We start from the raw sequence: 1544 nt of genomic DNA, 5'->3' as shown, positions 1-1544 counted from the left end.
TATCAATATCCTGTTTCCTGGCTTTTACGACTGCCATTGGCTCACCTCTTTAGATTTCTAGACTCATCATATTGTAGGTGAAGCGGATGTGTTACTCTGGCAAAAGAGAAAACGATAATAAATAGCCGTTTCACCATACTCTTCTGCCAGTTAGCTTAATAGGGTTTATGATTGTCGGAGAATTAATTGAGTATTCTCACCGTTTTTCATACCACGGGACCTTCGAACATACCTTCCGAAAGCTTACTGTTTGGTAATCATCCACGTGACACCGAATTTATCTACGACTTCTCCATAATAAGCACCCCATGGCTGAWGAGCGAAAAGATACTTGCTTTCGCCACCTTGGCTTAGCTTGGAGTATGCCGTTCTGGCTTCTGACTCATCGTTATAGGTCAAAGCAAGACTGATACTACGGTTATACGAAACTGGCTCGAATGAATCGGAAATCATTAACGTATTCGTACCAGCCACTGTCAAAGCCAAATGCATAACTTTATCCTTTATCGCCTCAGGTGTTCCCGGCGTCTCACCGAATGTTGTGAGAAACTGAATTTGACCACCGAGTGACTCAACATAAAAATTCGCCTGACCTCTTGCATCCTCTGACATCAAATAAGAGTGAATTTGTGCTCCCATAAAAGTTCAACAACCTTTCAACTTGAATTTGTCCTTCTATGAATACGACGAGTGAACAATAGCGAAATCGACAAAGGAAGTAAATTTTTTTTATTTTTTTTAGCTTGTAATCTCAAAACTATGTTAAACATGATTCATGTCGATTTTTCTTTGAAATCTCATAGGAAATGTATCTACTTTGTGTTGCCAACCACGCATAACTGCCCGTTACTAAAGAGTAGCTGCATCGTAGCAAGCTCCTACACTATCGTGTCCCGTTAGCTCAATGGTACAGAAGATTTAAGGGGAGCTCTAATAAAACCCACGCCTAGCGCTGTAAACCTTAGCTTTCAGGGTAGTAGTATAAGTTGGCTCTACCTTCTCCTCCAAAGCTATAGTAGTGATGGGGATCATCATCATCTATGGAATCATCACGCATCTTGCCCCACTTCATATGAGATATCAAAAAGGTAATTCCGTCCTCAATCTTATCATTTTGCACAGATCCATTGATGTTATAAGAAAAGTTTTCGCCAGATAAAAGACCATCGTTAAACCGTATTTGGTACATGTCAGCACTTTCGTCCCCATATTTAGTAAGTTCACGATACGACACCCTAATATTATTGCAATGTTACCAATAGTAAACCTTTCAATCTGTATAGTTCATCCCACAGGCAGTAAATCAATGCGAAATAAGCCATAAGCATCGTTATTGTGCCTACAGCTACCTTTTTCAGCGATTTGTAGGCTGTAAGCACGTTCTTTGAGCTTAAAACCCGTCATCTGGCTGAAAAGTCAATGTTAGATCAGCTGTAAGCATCATTTCAATGCTTACAGCTGCTTTTTTCAGTTAAATATTCGCTGTAAGCTTGATTTTCAGGCTTACAGGTAATTTTCTGAATGGCAAACGCTTAGTTCGGAGG

At 40.1% G+C, this 1544-nt stretch carries 2 protein-coding genes; both read right to left on the bottom strand.

Features of this window, described 5'->3' with window-relative positions:
- Window positions 1–243: 243 nt before the first annotated feature.
- Window positions 244–639, bottom strand: a complete 396-nt coding sequence (locus tag AC1DWN_RS33600; RefSeq protein WP_477563162.1) for a VOC family protein — start codon at window positions 637–639, stop codon at window positions 244–246.
- Window positions 640–961: 322 nt separating this feature from the next.
- Window positions 962–1189, bottom strand: a complete 228-nt coding sequence (locus tag AC1DWN_RS33595) for a hypothetical protein (protein ID WP_477563161.1) — start codon at window positions 1187–1189, stop codon at window positions 962–964.
- Between the last annotated feature and the right edge of the window lie 355 nt (window positions 1190–1544).

It is taken from the genome of Paenibacillus sp. P4_A7, assembly GCF_056402455.1.
The sequence above is the reverse complement of the archived record's forward strand: the minus strand, read 5'-3'. Positions and strand labels throughout refer to the sequence as shown.